Here is a 5,446-nt window from a genome sequence, read left to right as displayed (position 1 = left end):
GACTACACTGAGGTTCGCCCACACAGCTCTCTGGAAGACCGCTCACCGAATGAATACGCCCGCCTGTTTCAGGCGGGCTGAGGTACGCTGTCTTTGCAACCGGACTGGACCGACCGAGGGGGGAACCTCAGCAGGTACACCTCGCCATCCTCAATGTGAAGGGTAATTTGGAATCCTTCGTCCCATTTGGCACTCAAGCGGACTGTAGTCGGGCACATCGAGGGAGAGCATCGGCATGTCCTAACTGTATGGATCAGCTCAGGTCATGGATTGCCAATGCGCACATGCCCTAGTAAGGGGCACCCGTTAGACGGGCGACCCTGCGTTATGGACGACAAGCGTGTGGGGGCGGTTGGAATACAGATGAGGATGCTTCTGAATAGGGGCGAGGACGCTTCTTTACGGGTCATTAACGCCTCATTCATATGATGTGAAGAAGAGTTCGCCTGCTTTCTCCTTCCCCCTGCTTTTCCATCCTTCGAGGTTGTCTGTGACATCTCCCATCACGAATTCCCTCCTCTCTGTCGTCTGTTCTGAGCATGCTCCAGCGATCCTCACGCCCTACGAAGCGCCCTCCCTGACACCCCTCGGCGCCTGGACCACAGTGACGCTCGCCATCTCCATTCCGATCAGTTTGAGCAACGCTTACAACGCCTCCCCCTTCGACACGGAGTTCTGACCATGCGCCGACACCTCCTACCCTTGCTGCTCCCCGCTCTCCTGCTCGCTGCCTGTGGGCAGATGACCGCGACCGTGCCAACCACAACTCTTCCGGTAGCCACGGCGCCGGGTACGCCGGCTCAGCAGGCCCTCCCCGGCGTCTTCCAGATCGACTTCACCGGGGTCGGAACGAGCGCCCCCACCAGCCAGGTTCAGTCCTTGCCGTCCAGTGGTCTGGGCGCTCAGGATCTCGTCAGTGCACCGGACCAATTCAGCTTCTCGCGCGTTCTGGTCCAGACCTTCGCAGTCGAGGCGACAGGCATCCGGCATATCCGCGTCACCTACAAGGTCACCAACAACACCGGCCAGACCCTGCGCAATCCGAAGTTCGTAGCCGTGGTCCCCCAGGGCAGTCCCACCGACAGCGTCTTTACGAACGTCTGGTATTTCGATGGTTCGGACGCCAGCGCGTCCATCAGTACACTCTCCCTGGTTCAAGGTCAGACCATCAACGCTTCGACGAACACTGCAATTGCGGATCCGCAGGCGAATGCCGTACTGACCGGCCTCGATGTCAGCACAGTGGACATCACCGGCAAAGGCATCAAGACCCTGAGCCAGACGGGCTGGTGGCTCACGACACCACCTTCGGTTGGAGGAACGACCCTCATGGCCTCAGGGGACAGTGCCTTCATCACCTTCGGGGTGAACGTGCCCATGACTGCTGCGGCCAACGGTGGCGCGGCCAAGGACCCCTTCAGTTTCTCGCTCAATGTGACCGCTGTGCAGGATGCGCTGCCCCTCGCGGTGCTGAGTTCCGCCGTCAAGCAGTGGAATACGTCCACTCGAGCCCTGGGCAACTACGAGAAGTTCCCCACGCGAACGTATACGCAGAACGGGGTAGCGGTCACGCGGAGTCTGCCTGCGTATTACGACCTCAGCAATGTGAATGGCTCTACGACCGCGAAAGTGCTGTGTGCGGGTGACGCGAATATGAGCGTGACGAACATCAGCACGGCGAGTTTCCCGAACCGGTGGCGGGTGCAACTGCTCTCCCTGGGGGAGCACAGCCTGAAGGTGTTCGAGGGCATGACGTGTCCAGCCAGTGGCAGGCCCGTGCTCAGCCAGACGGTGACGGGGGTCGGGAACAGTGAAACCAGCATCTCTACCAGTTGGCGCCACAGTCTGGCGCTCCGAGCGGACGGCACCGTCATCGCCTGGGGCGACAACACCTATAAGCAGCTAGGCGTTGTGACTCCCGCCTCTAAGCTTCCGCCAGTCCAGGTGGAGAACTTGAGCGGAATTACCAGCGTTTCTGCGGGCACTGCGCATAATCTGGCGCTCCGAGCGGACGGGACCGTCCAAAGCTGGGGCGATAACAGTTCTGGGGAACTGGGAGACGGCACCACCACCCAACGACCCTTGCCTGTTCCGGTCCAGGGCCTCTCGGATATCGTCAGCGTTGCCACAGGTTCAAGTCACAGTCTGGCACTCCGGGCAGATGGGACCGTCTTCAGCTGGGGCGCGGGTGGCTATGGGGCACTGGGGGACGGCACCACCACCCAACGACTCCTGCCTGCAACAATTCCTGGCCTGAGTGGGGTCATGAGCATCTCTGCGTCTTTCGCTCGGGGTATGGCCTTGAAGGGGGACGGGACCGTGTGGGGCTGGGGGTACAACAGAAATGGGGAATTGGGGGACGGCACGCTCACGGATCGGACAGCGCCGGTCGCCATGAGCGGCCTGAGCGGGGTCATGAGCATCAGTGCGGGTGGGAATTACACGCTGGCCTTGAAGGCGGATGGAACGGTCTGGGGCAGCGGTTCTAATGGCTTCGGTGAACTGGGAGACGGCACGGGGATCAATCGATCCACGCCGGTCATGGTGAGTGGCCTGAGCGGGGTCACGAGCATCGCTGCGGGTGATGCGCATAGTCTGGCATTGAAGGCGGATGGGACAGGATGGAGCTGGGGCAGGAACGATTATGGGCAGTTGGGAGACGGCACGACCATCAATCGGAAGACGCCGGTCGCCGTGAGTGGTCTGAGTGGGATGACCCGCCTCGCGGGGGGGCAGCGTCATAGTGTGGCCTTGACGGCAGACGGGATGATATGGACTTGGGGCGATAACTTTTATGTGCAGCTCGGGGATTACAAAGCGCAACGGAACACCCCTGCCAGTATTGGATGGCGGGCGGTGCAGCCGATGCCCTGAAGCTGGCGCAGGGGTGGGGCTTGGGCGTCACCTCCTCCGTGGATCAGAGAGAGAGCCTGAGGGGAGTGGTCCATTCTCTCGGCAAAGAACTAGGGGGAGTCCTCCGAGGAGGGAGTACGCCGGTCGCTGGAGGGTGAGTGTCCCTCCGGACGATTCGACCGGCGTACTTCTTCCGGAGTTTTTTCTTGGGCCTGAACTGCGCGACGCCTTGGCGCAAGCGCACGCCAGCTGTTGGACAGAGCTGCCCGTCCGAATGGATTCAGGAAAAAGACCCACGTGAATCTGTGCCTCACCAGGCAAGACGACACGCCCGTGAGCGTGTGGGCGGCTCTGCTGGGCCGGGCGTGCGGGAAAAGAAAAAGAGGCCCGGAGGCCTCCTGAAGTGTGGGGAAGTTAGAGGGTGCCTTTGAGGCTCGCGGCGACTTTGAAGGCGACCTTCTTCCCAGCGGGGATCTGAATCTTGTCGCTGGTTCCGGGGCGTACGCCGGTGCGGGCGGCGGTCTCCTTGACGCTGAGGGTCCCAAGGCCGGGGAGGCCGACGCTCTTGCCACTCTTGAGGGTATCGACCAGGACCTCGACCATGGCATCGAAGGCCTCGTTCGCCTGCTTGCGGGAGAGGCCGGTGTGCTGGGCAATCTGCTCAGTGAGTTCGGCTTTGGCGAGCTTGCCCTTCTCGGCCGGGGTGGCCGGGGCGGGTGCAGGGGCAGCGGCAGTCTTCTTCTCGGGGGCGGCCTTGGGCTCCGGAGCAGCGTTCGTCTTGGGGGCGGCCTTCTTCGCGGGTTTGGTCATGGCAACAGTGTGCTGCATGGAGAGGTGCGCTGTCAGCGGGAAGGTGGCAGGTGCCTCCTTGAGCGCGGCAAGGGATCCATCGCCCCCTTGCCGACGTTGTGGGTCATGCAGCTTGGGGCCCACGTCGGGAGAACCGCGCCCGCCCATGCTGATCAGGGTGTCGGCTGCGCAACCCCGCTCAGACCGCCCACGGGGCCAGACGTCAGCCGCGAGGTGGTGCTCCCGTCCCCTAACTGCCCAGAGCTGTTCAACCCCGAGCTTTGGATAATTCCATTCGCCATCAAGGCCAAAGTGTGGTAGGCGCCCGCAGAGACGCTCGTGATCCCGCTCAGGCCGCTGACCGTGACGGGGGTGTTGCGGTTCGTGCTCGTGCCATCACCCAGTTGCCCTTGGGAGTTCAACGCCCAGCTTTGGACGGTCCCATCCATCCTCAACGCCAAACTATAGCCACCTGCAGAGACGCTCGCGATCCCGTTCAGGCTGCTGACCGTGACAGGGGTGTTGCGGTTCGTGGTCGTCCCGTCCCCGAGTTGTCCGACGGTGTTCTGGCCCCAACTCTGAACGGTCCCATCCGCCCGGAGCCCCAGACTGTGCCCGGCGCCTGCAGCAATACTTGTGATCGCGTTCAGGCCGCTGACGGCAACCGGCGTGCCCCGCGTAGTGGTGGTCCCGTCCCCGAGTTGCCCAAAGTTATTCCCGCCCCAGCTTTGAACGGTCCCATCCGCCCGGAGCGCCAGACTGTGATTGCCACCCCCAGCGAGGCTCACCACGTTGGAGAGGCCCGTCACCGTGAACGGAGTGTGGTGGGTCATGGTCGTGCCATCCCCCAATTGCCCAGCGCCATTAAAGCCCCAGCTTTGAACGGTCCCGTCTGCGCGGAGCGCCAAATTATGATTACTCCCCGCAGCGATGCTGACGATGTCAGACAGGCCGTTCACAGCGACGGGCGTATTTCGTTGGGTGTCCGTCCCGTCCCCGAGTTGTCCCAAGGTGTTCTCGCCCCAGCTTTGGACGGTTCCGTCCGCCCGGAGCGCCAGACTATGATTGGCACCCCCAGCGAGGCTCACCACGTTGGAGAGGCCTGTCACCGTGACTGGCGTAGTACGGTTCGTGGTCGTGCCATCCCCCAGTTGTCCCAAGGTGTTCCTGCCCCAGCTCCAGACTGTCCCGTCGGCCTTCAGGGCCACACTATGATTGATGCCCGTGGCGATACTGGTTCCGACGGTCCCCACCCCCGTCACCGCCTGGCTGAGGAGTGGGCTCCCGTCCGTCGGACAGCTCATTCCCGCGAAGACCCTTAGGGTGTGATCCCCTAAAGCGAAGAGCTGGACTCGCCACCGATTTGGGAAGGTCGCGGTACTGATGTTCGTCACGCTCATGTTCGCATCGCCAGCGCATAAGACTTTGGCGGTCGTCGAGCCATCCAGGGTGCTGAGGTCGTAATACGCGGGCAGGCTCCGTGTGGTCGTCGCGCCATTCTCGGTATACGTCCGTGTAGGGAACTTGACGTAATTCCCGAAAGTCTTTGCCACCGCATCCCACTGTTTGACGACCGAAGTCATCGCGACGAGTGGTGCAGCGTCTTGGACTGCGGTCACGTTGAGGGAGAAGTTGAAGGGGTCTTTAGTCGCCCCACCCTCGGCCGCGGGGGTCAGGGGAAGATTCACGCCGAAGGTGATGAGTGCCCTCAGTAGAGGACAACTTCAGTTTTCCCTGTTCTGAACAGCCTCAACAGGTTTGGGGATCGCCAAAAATGACGAAAGGCGGTCTTCTGGAGGTGTGA

Annotated in this window: 3 protein-coding genes; 1 reads left to right on the top strand and 2 read right to left on the bottom strand. The window is 62.1% G+C overall.

Annotation, left to right across the window (positions count from 1 at the left end; all coding sequences use genetic code 11):
• Window positions 1-741: 741 nt before the first annotated feature.
• The gene (locus tag ASF71_RS19335) at window positions 742-2,874 is read left to right on the top strand and encodes a hypothetical protein (RefSeq protein ID WP_162243142.1); all 2,133 of its coding nucleotides are present in this window, start codon (window positions 742-744) and stop codon (window positions 2,872-2,874) included.
• A gap of 393 nt (window positions 2,875-3,267) precedes the next feature.
• Here ASF71_RS19335 and ASF71_RS19330 read toward each other — a convergent pair whose 3' ends face one another.
• Both ASF71_RS19330 and ASF71_RS19325 read right to left on the bottom strand, forming a co-directional pair.
• On the bottom strand, window positions 3,268-3,663 hold the full coding sequence (locus tag ASF71_RS19330) for an HU family DNA-binding protein (protein ID WP_056303168.1): 396 nt from the start codon (window positions 3,661-3,663) through the stop codon (window positions 3,268-3,270).
• 152 nt (window positions 3,664-3,815) lie between these two features.
• Window positions 3,816-5,330 (bottom strand): hypothetical protein, encoded by a 1,515-nt coding sequence (locus ASF71_RS19325; protein ID WP_056303166.1) that lies wholly within the window; start codon window positions 5,328-5,330, stop codon window positions 3,816-3,818.
• Between the last annotated feature and the right edge of the window lie 116 nt (window positions 5,331-5,446).

This window comes from Deinococcus sp. Leaf326, assembly GCF_001424185.1.
Lineage (GTDB): Bacteria > Deinococcota > Deinococci > Deinococcales > Deinococcaceae > Deinococcus.
Note: the sequence above shows the minus strand (reverse complement) of the source record. Positions and strands in the feature narration are given on the sequence as shown.

Excerpts from the sequence above, each read along its gene's own strand:
- ASF71_RS19330 (WP_056303168.1), bottom strand. The coding sequence starts at position 3,663 with ATGACCAAACCCGCGAAGAAGGCCGCCCCCAAGACGAACGCTGCTCCG.
- ASF71_RS19335 (WP_162243142.1), top strand. The coding sequence starts at position 742 with ATGACCGCGACCGTGCCAACCACAACTCTTCCGGTAGCCACGGCGCCG.